This window comes from Chloroflexota bacterium (genome assembly GCA_035652535.1).
GTDB lineage: Bacteria > Chloroflexota > UBA6077 > UBA6077 > SHYK01 > DASRDP01.
This window is the reverse complement of record DASRDP010000025.1, coordinates 20,251-37,397: the sequence shown is the minus strand read 5'-3', so window position 1 is coordinate 37,397 and position 17,147 is coordinate 20,251. Positions and strand designations below refer to the sequence as shown.

Annotated in this window: 14 protein-coding genes; 7 read left to right on the top strand and 7 right to left on the bottom strand. The window is 66.9% G+C overall.

The features are described 5' to 3' along the window. A partial coding sequence (locus tag VFC51_03710; protein HZT06112.1) for a hydantoinase B/oxoprolinase family protein occupies positions 1-1,497 on the top strand: 1,497 nt, incomplete at its 5' end. A gap of 93 nt (positions 1,498-1,590) precedes the next feature. Here VFC51_03710 and VFC51_03705 read toward each other — a convergent pair. Beyond that, the gene (locus VFC51_03705; GenBank protein HZT06111.1) at positions 1,591-3,891 is read right to left on the bottom strand and encodes a xanthine dehydrogenase family protein molybdopterin-binding subunit; all 2,301 of its coding nucleotides are present in this window, start codon (positions 3,889-3,891) and stop codon (positions 1,591-1,593) included. A 300-nt stretch (positions 3,892-4,191) separates the two neighbouring features. On the opposite strand from VFC51_03705, the gene VFC51_03700 reads away from it, so the two are divergent. Next, on the top strand, positions 4,192-4,896 hold the full coding sequence (locus VFC51_03700) for a LiaF domain-containing protein (protein HZT06110.1): 705 nt from the start codon (positions 4,192-4,194) through the stop codon (positions 4,894-4,896). Between the two features lie 188 nt (positions 4,897-5,084). Continuing rightward, positions 5,085-6,815, top strand: coding sequence for an ABC transporter substrate-binding protein (locus VFC51_03695; protein ID HZT06109.1), 1,731 nt, complete (start codon positions 5,085-5,087; stop codon positions 6,813-6,815). A 47-nt stretch (positions 6,816-6,862) separates the two neighbouring features. Here the strand turns inward: VFC51_03695 and VFC51_03690 are convergent, their stop codons facing one another. From VFC51_03690 to VFC51_03680, 3 genes are all read right to left on the bottom strand, one after another. Beyond that, positions 6,863-7,255, bottom strand: coding sequence for a VOC family protein (locus VFC51_03690; GenBank protein ID HZT06108.1), 393 nt, complete (start codon positions 7,253-7,255; stop codon positions 6,863-6,865). An 80-nt stretch (positions 7,256-7,335) separates the two neighbouring features. Then, positions 7,336-8,664 carry a kelch repeat-containing protein gene (locus VFC51_03685; protein HZT06107.1) on the bottom strand — a complete coding sequence of 443 codons (1,329 nt, stop codon included), beginning with the start codon at positions 8,662-8,664 and terminating at the stop codon, positions 7,336-7,338. 108 nt (positions 8,665-8,772) lie between these two features. Continuing rightward, positions 8,773-10,818, bottom strand: coding sequence for a protein kinase (locus VFC51_03680; GenBank protein HZT06106.1), 2,046 nt, complete (start codon positions 10,816-10,818; stop codon positions 8,773-8,775). Between the two features lie 171 nt (positions 10,819-10,989). Here VFC51_03680 and VFC51_03675 point away from each other — a divergent pair, with 171 nt between their 5' ends. The 4 genes from VFC51_03675 (at position 10,990) to VFC51_03660 (ending at position 14,340) form a co-directional block, all read left to right on the top strand. Then, positions 10,990-11,370, top strand: a complete 381-nt coding sequence (locus VFC51_03675; protein ID HZT06105.1) for a hypothetical protein — start codon at positions 10,990-10,992, stop codon at positions 11,368-11,370. Positions 11,371-11,482: 112 nt separating this feature from the next. Then, entirely contained in the window at positions 11,483-13,231 is a 1,749-nt protein-coding gene (locus VFC51_03670; GenBank protein ID HZT06104.1) for an ABC transporter substrate-binding protein, read from the top strand. Positions 13,232-13,239: 8 nt separating this feature from the next. Next, positions 13,240-13,629, top strand: coding sequence for a RidA family protein (locus VFC51_03665; protein ID HZT06103.1), 390 nt, complete (start codon positions 13,240-13,242; stop codon positions 13,627-13,629). A 39-nt stretch (positions 13,630-13,668) separates the two neighbouring features. Continuing rightward, positions 13,669-14,340: a redoxin domain-containing protein gene (locus VFC51_03660; protein HZT06102.1), complete on the top strand. Its 672-nt coding sequence runs from the start codon at positions 13,669-13,671 to the stop codon at positions 14,338-14,340. 20 nt (positions 14,341-14,360) lie between these two features. Here the strand turns inward: VFC51_03660 and VFC51_03655 are convergent, their stop codons facing one another. From VFC51_03655 to VFC51_03645, 3 genes are all read right to left on the bottom strand, one after another. Continuing rightward, positions 14,361-15,251 carry a cytochrome c biogenesis protein CcdA gene (locus VFC51_03655; protein HZT06101.1) on the bottom strand — a complete coding sequence of 297 codons (891 nt, stop codon included), beginning with the start codon at positions 15,249-15,251 and terminating at the stop codon, positions 14,361-14,363. Continuing rightward, positions 15,248-15,676, bottom strand: coding sequence for a TlpA disulfide reductase family protein (locus VFC51_03650; protein HZT06100.1), 429 nt, complete (start codon positions 15,674-15,676; stop codon positions 15,248-15,250). Before VFC51_03650 ends, VFC51_03655 begins: the two co-directional genes overlap by 4 nt. 281 nt (positions 15,677-15,957) lie before the next feature. Then, the gene (locus tag VFC51_03645) at positions 15,958-17,127 is read right to left on the bottom strand and encodes a methionine synthase (protein HZT06099.1); all 1,170 of its coding nucleotides are present in this window, start codon (positions 17,125-17,127) and stop codon (positions 15,958-15,960) included. Positions 17,128-17,147 lie beyond the last annotated feature (20 nt).

Here is a 17,147-nt window from a genome sequence, read left to right as displayed (position 1 = left end):
ATCGAGCCGGGCGACATCCTCCTCACCAACGACTCGTACATCATGGGGAGCCACCTGAACCACATGATCTTCACGTTGCCCATCTTTTGGGAGGGGAAGATCGTCGCCTTTGCGTCCTCCATGGCGCACTGGCAGGACGTGGGGGGCGTGCTGCGCGGCGCAACCCAGGACATCTACTCGGAGGGGCTCCAGCTCCCCATCGTCAAGATCTTCAAGCGCGGCCAGCAAGACCGGGAGCTGACCGAGATCATCCGCATGAACGTGCGCTTCCCCGACCTGGCCATGGGCGACTTTCGGGCCCAGATCGCCGCCATCAAAACGGGCGAGGCGCGCTACCTGGGGCTGCTTCACCGCTACGGCGAGACCGCGATGCGCGCGAGCATCGAGCGGATCTACGACCAGAGCGAGCGGCTGGCCCGCGCGCGCGTGGCGGAGATCCCCGACGGCGTCTATGCGGCCGAGTCCTTCATGGACGACGACGGGATCACCCACGGTAAGCCGATCCCGCTGAAGGTGCGCGTCATCGTCGAGGGCGAGGACATGACTATCGACCTCAGCGAGGTGAGCCGCCAGGTGGGCGGCTACTACAACTCGGGGATCACGGCCGGCCGGTCGGCAGCGGAGGTCGCGTTCAAGTGCGTGACGAGCCCCCTCTGGATGCCCATCAACTTCGGGTCCTTCCGTCCGCTGAGGGTCGAGCTGCCGATGGGGCGGGTGATCAGCGCCACAAGACCGGCCGCCATGCGCATGTGGATGACGATCCCGATGACGGTCGTGGACACGATATTTCGGGCGCTGGCCCCCGCCATCCCCGATCGCGCCATCGCCGGTCACCACGCGGACCTGCTCAGCTCCCACACGTACGGCGTCGACCATCGAACTGGTCGGTTTTTCTTCGGCTTCGTTGGGCCGCTGGGCGGCGGCTGGGGCGCCAAGCGCCACGAGGACGGGGTGAGCGGAACGATCTGCATCAACGACGGCGACACCCACAACTCGCCCGTCGAGGCCAGCGAGGTCAAGTCGCCGCTGGTGATCGAAGAGCACTCGCTGATCCAGGACTCGGCTGGCGCGGGGCGCCAGCGCGGCGGGCTCGGGCTGCGGCGGGCCGTCCGCATGCTCACGCCGGCGAGCTTCACCACGCGCATCGAGCGCACCCAGTGCGCGCCCTGGGGCCTGGAGGGCGGGAAGGACGCCGCGCCGAACCGCGTGTACGTTCGCCGCGCCGGCGGGTCCATCGACGCGCCGCCCAACGGCAAGATCGACCTGATGCAGCTCGCAGCGGGCGACGTCTACGTGCTGGAGAGCGGCGGTGGCGGCGGCTTCGGCGATCCTCTCGACCGGCCGGTGGAGCTCGTGCTGGAGGACGTGCGGCTCGGCTACGTCTCGCGCGAGGCGGCGCAGCGCGACTACGGCGTTGTCGTCGACGAGCAGCTTGTCCTCGATGAGACGGCAACGGAGCTGGCGCGCGAGGCCATGAGGGCGGCGAAGATCAAATAGTCGATATCCAACCTGGCGCGGTTCCGCAATGCGTCATCAATCGGCTCGCGTCAAGATCAGCAAACAGGTTTGATCACGCGCGTTTGTCGCCCGTCACGCCCCGTTCGCCGGGTGGAGCGCCTCGTAGACGCGCTCGGCGGTGATGGGGCAGGCGGTGATCTGAACGCCGTAGGCGTCGTAGATCGCGTTGGCGATGGCGCCGCCCACGGCGGTGTTCGTCGTCTCGCCCGCCGCCTTCGCTCCGAAGGGGCCGGGCCCGATCTCCGTGGGCAGCAACACGGAGCGGAAGCGCGGCACGTCCATCTGGGTCGGCAGCTTGTATTCGCCGAGGCTCGCTGTGACGATGCGGCCGTCCTGGTGGACCAGCTCCTCGGTCAAAGCCTGGCCTAGCCCGAACACGAACCCGCCGTCGAGCTGTCCCTGGTGCGCCACGGGATTGATGATGGTCCCCACATCGACGACCGCCACCGCTTCGGTCGGCCGTACGCTCCCTGACTCCGGGTCGATCTCGACGTCCATCATGTAGGCGAAAAAGTTGTAGTCGCCGCCCTCGTCGGAGTGGTGCTCCGCCGGATCGAACGCGCCCACCGCTTCGACCGGCGGGCCGGCCGCGATCCGTCGCGCGACCTCCTCATACGAGGCGCGCTCGCCCGAGCCGTCGGTCGCCACAAACGCGTCGCGCTCCAGTCGGACGGCGCCGGCGGTCCAGCCCATCACCTCGGCCGCCAGCTCTTCGAGCCTGTCCTTCAGGATCCGCGCGCCCTCGATGGCGGCGCGTCCCACCATGTGCGTGGTGCGGCTTCCGCCCGAGCCCGGATCCCGCGGCGCCTCAGCCGTCGTGCCGTACCGCACGCGCACGCGACCGAGATCCACCGAGAGTGTGGCCGCCGCCGTCCGCTGAATCACGGTGTGCGATCCGCCGCCCTGGTCGGCGTTTCCCGTGATGATCTCCACCGCGCCATCCGGCGCCAGACGGAAGAGCAGCTCCGTTTTCCCCTCGCCGACGTGCCGGTACCGAAGGGCGACTCCCTGGCCGCGATTGGGGGTGCGCGCCCGCTCGTCCCAACGGGTCTCGCGGCGAAGGGTCTCCAAGACTTCGACGGCGCGCGGATTTCGGACCTTTTCCCCCGTCAGCGTCGTATCCCCGGGCTTCAGGCAATTGCGAAGGCGAAAGGCGACCGGGTCCAATCCGATCTCGCGCGCGAGATGGTCCACGTGGCATTCGCCGGCGTGCGCGCGATGGAAGTCTCCCGGCGCCCGCATGCTCCCGGAGGGCACAAGGTTCGTGTAGACGTTGTACCCCTCGTATCGCACGTTCGGGATGCTGTATGGGGCCATGCAGCCGATTCCAGAGCGTGCGGATGCCGTGGGGTTCGGTCGACCGGCGACGTATGCGCCCGCGTTCTGGATCGCGCGGCACTCGTGGGCGATGATCCGACCGTCGCGATTGAGCGCGGTCCGCAGGTAGTACCGAGCTTCGTGCTGCGGATTCGCGGAGGTCAGCTCGTCCGCGTAGCTCATGATGGCGCGAATGGGGCGGCCGGTGGCGCGCGCCAGGTAGGCGCACGGGAACTCCTCGATGGAGACGGCCTTTCCACCGAAGTCGCCGCCGATGAACCGGCTGTCCACGACAACGCGATCGGACGGCATCTCCAGCACGCTGGCCAGATTGTCGCGCAGGCTGAAGGGCGACTTGTTGGTCGATACCACCTGGAGACGGCCGTCTTCGTCGTACCACACGATGCACCCATGGGGCTCGATGTACCCCTGATGCTGCCTCGGCCCGTAGTAGGCGTCCTCCACAACGACGTGCGCGTTGGCGAACACCCGCTCGATCTCCTCCTCGCCCTTGCGTGCCGTGGCGTAGCTGGGAGCGTTGGGATGCCGAAGCGCCGGGAACTTGCCCGCCGGGTAATAGGACTCGGCGTTCGGGTGCAGGATGGGCGCATCGTCGCGAAGCGCGGCCTCGGCGTCGAACACGGCGGGAAGCTCCTCGAAGTCGACGACAATACGCCGAATCGCTTCGTCCGCGGCATCCGGCGTCTCCGCCGCCACGGCGACAACCCGCTCGCCCACGTATCGAACCCGGTCGAAGGCAAGAACCGGCCAGTCCGCCACGAGCCGGCCGTACCGGCGGCGCCCGATGTCGTCGGCCGTCAGCACGGCGTGCACGCCCGGCACCGCGCGCGCCGCGGTCGTGTCGATGGAGACGATGCGCGCGTGCGGGTAGGGGCTCATGAGGAATCGCGCCGACAGCATGCCGGGCAGATAGACGTCCCCCGTGTATCGCGCGCGGCCCGTCGACTTGAGCCCGGCGTCGACGCGCACCTCGGGAATCTCGAGCACCTCCGCGACTTCCCGCGTCAGTGTGGTCGCCGAAGCCCACTCCGCCATTCCTCTCTCCTCCTCAACGTGCGATGGTATGCGAACGCTGGACGCTCAAGCATGCTGAAAGGCCATTCGCGCTGAGCCCGTCGAAGCACGACGCCGGTCGACGCGGTCGCCATGCGCGGTTCATCCGCACCCTGCCACAGGAGCATCCTTAGGATACGGCGCGCAACGCGGGGCCCTCCACGCAAGTCGCCGATGGCGCGCGACTACCCCCTCGCGCGGGATCTGACTACCTCCCGGGGTCTCTCGCAGATTTCGACTGCAGTTGGACACTGAAGGAAGAAGCGCGCACGGGAGGTTGGCATGAGCGCGACATTTCCACACACACGCAGCGGCCCCAACTTCGATCGGTTGATCATCGGCGGTGTCCTCATCGCCCTGGGCGTGTTGATCCTGCTTCAGCAGTCCGGTTACGCGGCCGCCGGTCAGGTGATCGGTGGCTGGTGGCCCCTGGTCATCGTCCTGCTCGGGGCTTCGCACCTGCTGACCAACCGCGGAGCTGCGATCGGCCCCGTCATCGTGATGGTGATTGGCCTCGCGCTGCTGGCGGGCACGTTGGAGCTAGTGCCGGGCGGCACGCTCGCCCTGGTGTGGCCCCTCATCCTGATGGCCATCGGCGCGTCGATCCTCCTCCACCGATCGAGCGCCGACATCGCGACCACGACAGACCAGAACAATCTCGATCTCTCTGTCGGATTCTCCGGCATCACGCACATCAGCCGGTCGCAGCAGTTCCGGACGGCGCGCCTCAACGCCACGTGCGGCGGCATCGTCCTCGACCTACGACAGGCGAAGCTGGACCCAGCCGGCGCGACCGTCACCGCCAAAACGACGTGCGGAGGCATCGAAATCCGAGTGCCGGATGGCTGGCAGGTCGAGATGACGGGCACCCCAATCTTCGGCGGGTACGACATGAAAGATCTCGAGGCGGACGTGGTTGCCCCCGGCGCGCCTCGCCTCAAGATCGACGTCTCGGCGCTCTTTGGTGGCGTGACCGTCAAGCACTAGCCCTCTGCTCAGATCTGGAGCGGCGGCCGTTCCGCCGCTCCAGACGGGCCACCATATAATGGCCTCCTGACGCCCACCGCGTTCGGAACGGACTGCCGGAGTCCATCCCGGAGTCCGTGCCGTACGAAGAGGGCATCATCGCCTACCCGACGACAGGAATATGGCCACCACGAGCAGGAGACCTGCCTATGCGCCCGCTTTCACGCCACGCAGCTGGAGTCCTGGTCACATTGGTCGCGTTCTCGGTCGCGTGCGGCTCACCCGCGCCCGCGACCGGATCCGGCCAGGAGGCCCGCCGAGAGGCAGCGGCTCCCACCGCGCCGAAGCGCGTGCTTTCGTCCGTGACCGCGGATCTTCCGACTCTCCGCTCCCAGCTCAATCGCGCCGCCGGGGGGATCCTCGCCGGCGCTCCCGAAATCGAACAGCTCGTGCAATCCGGTCTCGCCATCGCGGACAACAACGCGGTCCTGCAGCCGCTCCTCGCCGAGGTGGTCCCCAGCGTCGAGAATGGCCTGTGGCGCGTGTTCCCGGACGGTCGCATGGAGACCACGTGGCGCATTCGCGACGGCGCCCTCTGGCAGGATGGCGCCCCCTTCACAGCCGACGACCTCGTGTTCACCTCGCGGGTGTTCCAGGACACCGACCTTCCCCTCCTCCATGTGGCTGCTTTTGACACCGTCGAGAAAGTCGAGGCGCGCGACGCGCGCACCTTCTCCATCACCTGGCAGAAGCCCTACATCAACGCCGATCGCGTGTTCGCCGCCACCGGCGACGTCCAGCCCCTGCCGCTGCCGGAGCACATCCTGGCCCAGCCGTACCAGGAGAACAAGGCGGGCCTCAGCGATCTCCCATACTGGTCGGATGAATTTGTCGGCACCGGGCCTTTTAAGCCGGGCGCCTGGGTCAGGGGCAGCTCCATCACGCTCGAGGCGTTCGACCGATTCACGCTTGGCAGGCCGAAGATCGACGCCATCGAGATCAAGTTCATCCCCGACCCTACCACGCTTATCGCCAACATCTTGAGCGGAGCGGTCGAACAGCCGATCGGCCGCGGGATCTCGTTCGAGCCGGGGCTCCAGCTCCGGGACCAATGGCGGGACGGCCACATCGAGTTCTCGCCTGGCTCCGACATCAAGGTCTGGCCACAGCTCCTCAACCCGACGCCGGCTGTGGTCGCGGACGTCCGGTTCCGTCGGGCGGTCTACCACGCCATCGACCGGCAGGAGCTGGCGGACACGCTGATGGCCGGACAGGTGGAAGTCGCCCACACGACTATCGGGTCGACCGACCCCGAATACCCATACGTGATCGATAGCGTTGTGAAGTATCCCTACGACCCGCGACAAACCGCTCAGCTCGTGGAGGCGCTCACCTACGCGCGGGGCGCCGACGGGATGTTTCGGGACGCGTCGGGCCAACCCCTGGTCGTCGAGCTTCGCTCGTCGCCGATGGATATCCTCAGGAAGACGAAGCTCGCCATCGCGGATTACTGGCAGTCAGCCGGGATTGGGGTCAACGTCGTCGACGACTCCCCGCAAGTGCGCGGCAATAATGAATACCGCGCCACGTTTCCAGCGTTCGACATGAGCCGCGCTGGCTCGGGCGCCGAGCAGCTGGAGACGTTCATCAGCTCACAGGCGCGCACACCCCAGAATCGCTACGTGGGCCAGAACGGACCGAACTACATGAATCCCGATTTCGACGCGCTGGTCGAGACGTACTTGACGACGATCCCCATCGCCGATCGCATGCGTGCTGTGGCCGCCGTGGTCCATCACATGACGGACCAGGTGATCGTGTTGGACCAGTTTTACGACGCGGCGCCGACGGCCGTCGCCAATCGGATGGTGAACGTCGCATCGAAGGTCGCGCGCCGCGGCACCAATACGTGGAACGCCTACGAGTGGGACGTGAAGTAGCGTCGCGCGCCTGCCAGTGGCGAGGGAAGGGCGGCCGTTTCGCCCATCTACTCGACCGCTGGCGGCGGAGCCTCCAGCGTCCAGCCCTTCTCGGCCAGGTCGAACCAGTTCCCCTCCGGGTCGCACGCCCGGTACTCGGCGTACCGGCGTCCATCCTGCGGGCGCCGCGTCGCCGGCGGCACCTCGGCCAAGGCCAGCTTTTCTTGAATCTCGTCGATACTCTCGACCTGGAACCCGAAATGGTTCAGTCCATTCGCATCGTCCTCCCCGCCCGCCGCGTGGGGCGGCAGCAGGGCAAGGTTGATGACGCCATCGGTGAGATAAACCACCCGGTTGTCGCTCGCCCGCCACACCTCCTGGAGGTCGAAGACGGACTTGTAGAACTCTGCCATCGTCGCGGGGCTCGCACATCGAATTGCCAGGTGCCGGATCGAGGGCATGTTCGGGCTCCTTTCTGCGCGCTGCGCGGGTTGGCGATTGGCTCCACCGCCGTTATAGCACGCCCGCGCACCTCGAGCGGCTACGGCGATGCGAGGCGGGCCCAGGTGTTCGTCTGGGGCCGATAGGCCCACAGGTCGTTCTCGAAGCCCCGCTCGTCCTCGCCACCGTAGACCAGCATCTGTGAGAACTCGTCGTCGAATTCGCGGTCCCAGACGGCAACGTGACCTGCGCGAGCCGACGGGCCGTTCGCCGCGTCGATGCGAAACCACCCGCCCGCCGACGGGCGGTACCCCCAGAGGTCGTCGAGGGGCTCTCCGTCGTCGCCGGTACCGCCGAAGACGATCATCTGCGCTCGGACGGGGTCCCAGACGGCGCTGTGCGATGCGCGTGGGCTCGGGCCACCAGGAGCGGTGAGGTCGATCCAGGCGTTCGTCGCCGGCCGATATGCCCAGAGATCCGACAACGCGGCGCCACTCATCAGGTCTGTGCCGCCAAAAATGAGCATCTGGGAGTCGTTGGAATCCCAGATAGCCGAATGGCGAGAGCGCGCCGGCGGTCCGCCGGCGGGGCGCAGCTCGACGGTCGCGTTCGGCCCTGGCTGATAAGCCCACAGATCGGTCCGTGGACCGCTCTCGGTGATTCCTCCGCCAAAGATGAGGGCCTCGCTATCCGCTGAGTCCCAAACCACCGTATAGGTGGGACGGAGCGGCATGCCGCCCGACGGGAAAAGATCGATCCAGCGTCCTTCCAGGGCATGGAACGACCAGACGTAGCCCAGGAGCTGGGTCTCGATCTGCCCGCCGACCACGAGCGCCTGCCCGTCCGAATCATCCCATGCGGCGGCGTGTCCCGATCGGGGGCGCGGCATCGACGGCAGCTCGCTCCAGCTATTGCTCGCGACCCGATACACGCGGGCGTCGTTTTTCACCCTCGTTCCGTCGTATCCGCCGAAGACCATCATGGCCCGGCTTCTCGGCTCCCAGATGGCGCTGTGCCATGCCCGACCGCTGGTCACCATTGCCGACAGGCGATACGGGACATCGCTCGTTTGGTATGTGGGGCTGTCCACGATGACGATGTACTCGCCGAGCTCCGGATCCGAAATGTCGAGCACGCGGTCCCCCAGGCCATCCGGCGCTGGACCGACAAGGTCTCTGCTTGGGGTGTATGCATAGAGTCGATATGGTCCCTCGCTCAGCTTGATGCGGAACGCTTGGGCGTCGTCCACATCCAGCCGCCAAATGTGCTGCACCGTCGCGTCCGTGATGGCGGCGGATACCTCCTGGCCCAGCTCCAGCGGGCATCCCTGGTCCGAAGTCACCTCACACTCGTCGGCGTCCCCCTGAGCGTTCAGCGATGGAGGACTCGCGGCCGGCAGGGCGGTCAAGAAGACAAGGACTGGGAGCACGATCCACCATCGCGGCCGATGGCACCGCGAGGCAATCCGCGATGGCGAACAATCAGGCTTCGGCACGTGCTTTACCTCCAGACCCGGCACACAACGACCTCCCATGCTTTAGATCGGCGGCGGGCGCAGCGTCGGGGTCGGGATCGCATCGTCCGAGGGAAACAGATCCGACGGTGGCGGTCGGAGCGTTGCCGTCGGAGGCGGAGCATCGCCTGCCGGCTCGTCGAATGTTGGCGCGCGAATGGTCGCGGTTGGAACGGCCGGCCGAGCCTGCGGTGGTTGAAGCGACGTCGCCGGCGCCCGACCCTGCGCCTCGCGGGGAAGTGATTGAAGCGCGGACTCCGCGTCGCCCTGCCCGGGAAGCAGCGCTTCCGCGCGACGAAGCTGACTCTCGGCTTCGTCGTCCTGCGCCAAATCCGCCAGCTCCTTCCCGTATTCGGTCAGGGCCGCGTACAGCTTCGCGTCCGCGGCGGCGTAACCCGGATGCGCCAGGCGAAAGCGATCGATGAGGTCGATGGCGGCGAGCCAGTCCTCGCCCCAGAGCCCGTCCAACTGGGCGAGTGCCCGATCCCAATCTGCGTCGGCCTCGACGTGAACGGTATCGTCGGGCGCAGCGCTGACCGCGGTCCTGGCGGGCAGTGCCTGAGCGGGTCGGTCGTCGCTCACTGGCTCCTGGACTCCACCACCATCCAGTCCACGCGACAGAAGCACGCCCGCGGCCGCGACGGCGACCACGGCTGCCCCGACGATTCGCACGAGCAGAAGTGGGGGCCGCGCGCGCTTGTCGTCCAACGTGGACGCGCCCGCTCTCCCGGTCCGTCCAGGTCCCGGTGCCGTCCCCGCTGGAGCCCCCGCGTCCTGGCGGGATGGGACGGGAACCGAGGGCGCCACGTACGGGTCCCAAACGCCGCGCCCGTCATCAGTTGGCAGCTGCAGGTCACGGGTCGGGAAGCTCGTCACGGTGTCCCCGGCCTCCCGACGGTGGCCCGGGGATGCGGCGCGCCCCGCGTCAGCGCCCGGGGGGTTCGATGCATCCACGGGCGCGCCGGCGCTCTTCGAGATCGGCACGTCTGGCGCTGGGCGCTCCTGGCTCGAAAAGGACTCGAAGGCCACGGGCGATGGCGGACTCGCGGGGGCCTGATTGTCGTCGGGGTCGGCCTCGGCCAGCTCCCGGCGCAATCGGTCGACGAGGAGATCGGTGTCCCGGAACCCAACGCGCTGTCGCTGAACGGCCTCGAGCCGAGCGAGCGCACCGCGGAGGTCTCCGCTCCAAACCAGCGCCATCGCGTTCTCATACTCCATCGCGAGGGCGGAGAGCCGCCGCGCCTCGACCGCGCGCGCCAGCTCATCCGCAAGCTGGCCGCAGGTGTCGAAGCGATCGCCGCGCTCCTTGCGCAGCGCTCGGAGCACCGCGAGGTCCATCGCCTCGGTAATCTCCGGCCGCACCCGAACAAGGCGCGGTGGCTCGACGGAGAGATGCTGCATCATGAGGGAATGCTGGTCGCCGACGAAGGGCGGCCGGCCGGCGAGCATTTGGTAGGCCATGACCGCGAGTGAATACTGATCGCCGGCCGCGTCGGCAGGCTCTCCCTTCCAACGTTCCGGCGCCATGTACAGCGCGGTCCCAGCCCGTACGCCCGGCTGGGTCACCGCTGAGATGCTGTCAAGGTGGGCGATCCCGAAGTCCGACAGGAGCGGGCGGTCCGCCTCGTCCAGCAGCACGTTGGAGGGCTTCACATCACGATGCAGGACGCCCCGAGCGTGCGCCGTGTCCAGCGCCGAGGCGAGCGCGCTCACGATCTGCGACGCCTCGTCGACGCTGAGGGGGTCGACGAGGCGGTCGCGCAGGGTGCGGCCACCCGGCACGTATTGCATCGCGAGGAACCAAACAGCCTCCGCCTCATCGAAATCGAAGTCCAGCACCGGGACGATGTGCGGGTGCAGGAAGCTTCCAGCAGCGCGGGCCTCGCGCTCGAACCGGCGGAGCACGTCCGGGTCTTCCCCCAGTCCGGGCCGCAGCACTTTCACGGCAACCTGCCGCCCGACGCGCGGCTGCGCGGCGAGATAGACCTCTCCAAAGCCGCCTCGTCCCAGGAGTCGCTCGATGACAAAGGTGCCGCGCTTGAGCACGGCTCCCTGACCCAGAACCGGCACAATGACTCCAGCTTGGTTCGGTGGGAGTTGCGACGGCCGCCGCCGTCCGGCGATGATTGTTACGCCCGAAGCGCCCCTTTGTAACACGCCGGCCCACAGCATCGGACATTGCGTGACGGTTTGCAAGGGAGCACAACGAATCACGGCGCAAGGCGGGCAAAAGGAGACGCGATGAAGTGCACCTGGATCTACACCGGTGAGGACGGCCGATCGCACTTTGAAGACCTGGACATCCCGCTGAACCCGGTCAACTACGGGACCAACTCGGCCCCCATCGCCGCTACGAACGTCGTGTTCCGCGAGACGCCAGTGGGCGGCGCGCTGGACTACCACCCCGCGCCACGGCGCCAGTTCGTCGTGAACCTCAGCGGGCTTGTGGAGATCGAGTGCGGCGACGGCAGCAAGCGCCGCATGGGCGCCGGAGATGTCCTCCTCGCCGACGATACGTCGGGCCAGGGCCACATCACGCGCGACCTGGAGGGGCCACGCCGTAGCATCTTCATCTTCCTATCCCCGGACCTGGACCCGGCGCAATGGCGCGTCCAGCGCTGATGGGCACCGGCTGGCGCACGGTCGCACTCGCGGCGATACTAGTGGGTCACTTCGCACGGCCATGACCATCGGGGGAGCCGACCCCCTCGGCGCGTTGTCTAGGAGGTAACTCATGAGGTGCGCACGGCGACGCGCGGTGGCGCGCAGTCCGCTCACATCGATCATCGGCGCGGCGCTCATCGTCGGCATCGCCGCGTGTGCGCCAGCTCGCTCAACATCGAGCCCGGGCGCGGTGTCTCCGCCATCCAGCGGAACGGCGCCCCACAAGTCAACCGTCACGGTCGCCATCGGGCAGGAGATCACCAACCTCGCTGGCAAGCTCGAGCCCCAGCGGACGTACGGCGGTGAATACGGGTTTTTGAGCAACAGCCCGCTCGTCCTGAAGGACGCCCAGGGAAACCGAAGCCCCCTATTGGCGTTCGCATTGCCTTCTCGGGACGACGGCACCTGGACGGTCAATCCCGACGGAACGATGACGACCACGTGGCACATTCGCGACAACGCGAAGTGGCACGATGGATTCCCCGTCACATCCCAGGATTTCGCGTTCGCAGGCCGCGTCTACGCTGATCCGCTCATTCCCATGCGGGAGCGCGAGCCGGAGCGCTTTGTGGACCGCGTCGAGCCGCTCGACGGGAAGACGTTCCAGATGTACTGGAAGGCGCCCTACCCATGGGCGGACGAGCTGATCACCCGTCAGTTCGAAGCGCTCCCAGACCATATCTTGAGCGCTCTCTATGACGCCGGCGATCACGACGCATTCCTGAACAGCTCGTTCTGGACCAGCCCGGCCTACGTGGGCGACGGGCCATTCCGGCTGACGGAATGGGACCCCGGCGCTCAGTTGATCTATCGCGCCTTCGACGACTACTTCATGGGGAAGCCGGCGATCGATGAGCTGGTGATGCGCATCATCCCAGACGCCAACACCCTCGTCTCGAATCTGCTGAGCGGCTCGATTGACGCAACGCTCGGGATTACGCTGGGCCAGCAGCAGGCGATCACCGTGCGCCAGCAGTGGCAGCAGTCCGGTGATGGCCAGGTCATCACGATGCCCGCGCGATTCCAGTTCGCGCAAATACAGTTCGACCCGACCCGAAATGGTCAGCCGGCGCTCTTCGATGTTCGCGTCCGACGAGGCCTGGTGCATGGGATCGATCGGGATACGCTCGCCCAGGTCATGACGGAGGGGATGTCCGGCGTCGCCGATGTGATGATGGCGCCGAGTGATCCGCTGTTTCCCCGCGTCGACGCGGCGATCGCCAAATACCCGTACGACCCGCAGCGGGCAGCGGCGCTCCTCCAGGAGGCGGGCTGGACCCGGCGCGGCGACAATCTGGTGAACGCGGGCGGCCAAGCGTTCGCGGTCGATCTGTGGACGACGGCCGGCGCCGACAACGAGCAGGAAGGCAGCATCATGGGCGCCAACTTGGCCCAGGTTGGCGTTCAGGTGGTGCAAACGACCGTGCCCCAGTCGCGCATCTCCGATACCGAGTACCGGGTGAGCTTCCCCGGCCTCAACGTGACGGCCGGCCCCATCGACATCCCGCAGACGATGAACGTCGCTCATTCGGATCAGTGCGCCGTCGCGGAGCGTCGATACGTCGGAACAAACCGGGGTTGCTGGAAGAACGCCGACTATGATCGGAACTACATTCTGGCATCGACCTCCCTCGATCCGGCCGAGCGCGCCGACGCTGTCGTGGACGCCCTCAAGGTCATGACGGAGGACGTCGGAATCTTCGGGCTTCTGTACAACCCCGAGTCTGTGGCCGTGCGCAAGGGACTCGTCGGTCCCGGGCGTCGCTGGCCACCCCAGGTGGGAACCACCTGGAACGTCCACCAGTGGCGATGGGAGTAGGAGGACGTATGAGCAAAGAGCACCTGGCCGGTGAGCGCGAGTCATCGCGGTCCTATTCGCGGGCGGTGAGAACAAAGGGTGGCACGACCGTCTACCTCGCCGGTGTTGGAGGCGCGAACGATGCGCAGGGAAACTCCCTCGCGGGCAACTTCGCCGCGCAGACGCACGCGGCCTTCACCCGTATTCGCGACACCCTCGCGCAAGTCGGTGGCACGCTGGACGACATCGTCACCATGACGGTCTTCATCACGGATAGTCGGTTCGGCGACGAGTTCGTCGAGCTGCGCAAAGCCTATTTCTCGAAAGGCTACCCGGCGAGCGCGCTCATCGGCGTCCACTCCCTCGCGCGCCCGGAGATGCTCGTTGAGATCCAGGCCGTCGCGGTGCTCGACGATTGACCGCCCCCCGTGAATCCGCGGCCCGCTTCACCGCGTACCATGGGCGCGCGCCAAACAACGAAGGCCGGTTTGGCGCTCGTGCTCCTGTTCAACCGGTACAGATGTTCCCGAGGTCAGGCCATGGCTCATCGATGGATCATGATTGCGCTTCTCGCCTCGATCGTGGTCGCGGCGTGCCAACCGATCACCGCCCCGAGCGCCTCGGCGCCCGCGACGGCGCAGTCCACAAGCGCACCGCGCCACCAGCTCGCGGTCGGTGACATCGCACCCGACTTTACCCTGCAGGACCAGAATCGCAACCGCGTCACGCTCAGCGACTTCCGAGGAAAGACGGTCCAGCTTGCCTTCTATGTCTGGGCCTTCAGCGGGGGCTGAACAGAGGAGCTGACGAATTACTCGGACCGTGAGTCCGAGTTCAACCAAGCCAATGCGCAGGTGCTGGGAATCATCCAGGAAAATCCGTACGTCGCCCGCGCCTTCGCCGACTCGATCGGAACGACGCTTCCTGTGCTCTCAGACTGGACGGCCGAAGTCGCCAGCGAATACGGCGTCTACGACGCGAGCCGCCACCTGGTCAAGCGGACGACCTTCACCATCGACGCGGACGGCGTCATTCGCTCGATCCTTCAGGACAAGGACTCGATCAACGTGGATCCCGGTCTCGACGCCTGCCGCATCCTGCAGCCGGTGCAGTCGACGACCGACGACTGAGCGAAGTCGTCGGCCGCGCGTTATCCCGGGCGCCAGCTCTGCAGGATGCCGCCGAGCGTGAGCCAGTAGTAGACGACGTAGCCGCCGGCGAGGAGGAGAAGCGCCCCGCTCGCCGGTTCGACGAATCGCACGAGGGATCGAGCGCGATTCACAATCCCGAAACGAACGAGGGCAATGCTGGCCGTCAGCGCCGTCACGACCGTCCCCATTCCCAGGGCATAGAGAACGAACTGGAACGTCGCCGAGGCCGCGCCGCCCGTCGCGAGCGCGCCGGCTACGACGCCAAGGAAGATGGGGAGCGCGCAGCTGAGGGATGCTGCAGCGTACGCAAGCCCGTACGCGAAATAGCCGCGGGGACCCGGCTCCGTCGACCGCGAGCCCAGGCGATCGGCGATGCGGTCGCCCAGGTTCGTATACAGCCCGATCCCCGCCACCATTCGTCCGCCCGCGCCGATCAGCCCGACTCCCACGACGAGCCCGATCCACGGAAGGAACGCGGTCAGCATCGACGAGGCAGCGCCGAGGGCAAGCCCCGCGCCGCCAAATACCAGGACGAACCCGGCCGTCATCACCCCGCTCACCAGGAACGCCTGCCCAAGACGTGGGAAGAAGCCACGCGATGCGCCAGCCTCCCCCGCTGCTCCGACAAACAGCGCGAGGTAGGCAGGAAGGAGCGCGAAGCCGCACGGGTTCACCGCCGCGACCATGCCCGCGCCAAAGGCGTAGCCGAAAGGCAGAACGTTTGCCAGGCGGCCGAGCGCAGAACCCGAGATCGACGAAACGGACTCGACTCCGCCATTGATCTGGCCGAGGTGGGGCCCCGTCACGATCGCGGCCAACCCCGCGCCCAGCAGCACGGCTGCCGAAACCGCGAGGCCCATGCGCTCCTGTGGGACGCGGGCTGAGATCATGTGGCGCCCAGCAGTTCTTGAACGGCCGCGCGGAGCTGCGGCTCGCGGACCGCGCCATTCACGGTGTCTACGATGTCGCCCTTTGCGCTAATGTACACCGTCGTCGGCATGGCGCGAACCCCGTACGGCTGGAGCGGCGACGGGTCAACGGCGTATCCCGCAGGGTAGCGGATTCCGAGATCTTTCAAAAGCTTCTGAGCGTCATCGTGGGTCCCCAATCCGGTGAACGGGCCGACGTCGATGCCGACGAAGGTCACTTTGCCCGCAAAGTCGTCGGCGACCTTCTGAAACTCTGGCATCTCGGCCCGGCACGGCGGGCATTTCCCGCCCCAGAAGTTGAGAACAATTGGCTTCCCCCGACCCAGCACGTTCGAGAATTTCACCTCCTGGCCGCCAAACACGTCCTGCCCCTGATACGCGACCACGGTGAAATCCTTGCCGGAGCTCGTGGGGGTCTGCGGCGCACCAATGGGAAGAAACGAGCACGCGCACGCCGCGAGAACCAGACTGGCAATGAGCAGCCCCAGAGCGGTGCGGTTGATTACTCGACGACGTGCGATGGTCTTGGCCGCTCGGGTGGGATCGACAATCAGAAGCTGACCTCCTATGTTGGAATACGGCGCGGCGCGACGGATGGTTCTGTTTCCACCGCGTGCTGCACTGCCCCTCGAAATGGTTATGAGCCACGGGGAGCACTCGTGGCAACCTATTGGGTCGCTGCCGGCGCGCCCCACACGTCTCGAGCGACCGCCAGAACGACCTCGAGCTTCCGCCATTGGTCGTCTTCACTGAGCGGGTTGCCCACGATGTCGGACGCGAAGCCGCACTGCGGGCTGAGGGCAAGCTGATCGACGGAAACGAACCGGCTCGCCTCCTCGATTCGTCGCTTCAGCTCGTCCTCGGCTTCAACCTCTGGGGATTTCGTGCTGACGAGGCCGAGCACCACCATCTTGTCGCGCGGCACGAACCGCAGGGGCTCGAAGCTCCCCGCTCGCTCGGTGTCGTACTCGAGGAGGAAGCGCTGGTGATGGAGCGTGGAAAATAATCGCTCCGCGATCGCATCGTAGTGCCCCTCGCGGTGCCACATACCTGCCTGATTTCCGCGGCAGAGATGGATTCCGAACAGGAGGCCGGGGAACGAATCGACGATGGCATTGTCGGCGGCCATCGACCGCGCCATGGCGGCGTCAGGATCCTCGCCGCGCACGCGCATCTGCGCCAGCGACGGCGGATCCACGTACGCGGTGTAGCCCGGCGCGTCGATCTGGACGTAGGGGCAGCCGGCGTCCTGAAGTTGTTGAATCATCGCCCGTTCCACTCGGACGACGTCGTCGACGAACCTCTGGACGTCCGAGTAGACGGCGCGCGAACCCTCGGCGTCGAAACGCTGGCTGATCCTATCCGGACCAATGAGGGTAACTTTGACCGGCGCGTGGGCAATCGCATGAGTGAAGCGGAACTCTTCGAGCGGCAGATTTCGAGCCAGGGCGATCCGCTCCACAACCGGCCGACGGTGCACCACGGCAGGCCCTTCGCCCACGTACCCCGGGTCCCAGCGCTGTCCCGGGCGGCCGCCCTCGACCCGCTGCTCGTGAAACTGCGCGGTGCTGGGCGTCGCGGCGAAGCCGCTGACCGAGACGGAGAAGCTGTCCTGAAAGTTCAGTCGCCGCAGCTCACCGTCGGTGACGATCGGGAAACCGATCGCTTCCTGCCGCGCGACGACCGCTCGGACGGCCTCGTCCTGCGCGGCGCGCAGCTCCTCGTCTGTTGCCTCTCCCCGACCGTGGCGCGCATAGACGTCCTTCAGCCACGACGGACGCAGGAGGCTCCCAACCTGATCGACACGCGCGCGGGCCAAATCGCGGCTGGCGTCCACCATCCTCCACCCCGCAAATT

Coding starts and splice junctions, on each gene's coding strand:
- VFC51_03690 (HZT06108.1), bottom strand. CDS start 7,255: ATGCCCTCGATCCGGCACCTGGCAATTCGATGTGCGAGCCCCGCGACG.
- VFC51_03655 (HZT06101.1), bottom strand. CDS start 15,251: ATGATCTCAGCCCGCGTCCCACAGGAGCGCATGGGCCTCGCGGTTTCG.
- VFC51_03665 (HZT06103.1), top strand. CDS start 13,240: ATGAGCAAAGAGCACCTGGCCGGTGAGCGCGAGTCATCGCGGTCCTAT.
- VFC51_03670 (HZT06104.1), top strand. CDS start 11,483: ATGAGGTGCGCACGGCGACGCGCGGTGGCGCGCAGTCCGCTCACATCG.
- VFC51_03675 (HZT06105.1), top strand. CDS start 10,990: ATGAAGTGCACCTGGATCTACACCGGTGAGGACGGCCGATCGCACTTT.
- VFC51_03695 (HZT06109.1), top strand. CDS start 5,085: ATGCGCCCGCTTTCACGCCACGCAGCTGGAGTCCTGGTCACATTGGTC.
- VFC51_03705 (HZT06111.1), bottom strand. CDS start 3,891: ATGGCGGAGTGGGCTTCGGCGACCACACTGACGCGGGAAGTCGCGGAG.
- VFC51_03700 (HZT06110.1), top strand. CDS start 4,192: ATGAGCGCGACATTTCCACACACACGCAGCGGCCCCAACTTCGATCGG.